Source organism: Bacillus sp. FJAT-27001, from assembly GCF_019039175.1.
GTDB lineage: Bacteria > Bacillota > Bacilli > Bacillales > Bacillaceae > Bacillus > Bacillus velezensis.
This window is the reverse complement of the sequence record NZ_JAHOAA010000005.1, coordinates 1-221: the sequence shown is the minus strand read 5'-3', so window position 1 is coordinate 221 and position 221 is coordinate 1. Positions and strand designations below refer to the sequence as shown.

At 42.5% G+C, this 221-nt stretch carries 1 tRNA gene; it reads left to right on the top strand.

What is annotated here, in order from left to right:
- The first annotated feature begins 76 nt into the window (after positions 1 to 76).
- Positions 77 to 150, top strand: a tRNA-Gly gene (locus BGM27_RS15380).
- Positions 151 to 221 lie beyond the last annotated feature (71 nt).

Here is a 221-nt window from a genome sequence, read left to right as displayed (position 1 = left end):
GCTCAATTGGATAGAGCGTTTGACTACGGATCAAAAGGTTAGGGGTTCGACTCCTCTCGGGCGCGCCAATTCAAATGCGGGTGTAGTTTAGTGGTAAAACCTCAGCCTTCCAAGCTGATGTCGTGAGTTCGATTCTCATCACCCGCTCCATTATAATGATCTTTGAAAACTAAACAAGACAAAACGTACCTGTTAATTCAAAGTTTTAAATAAATCGCACA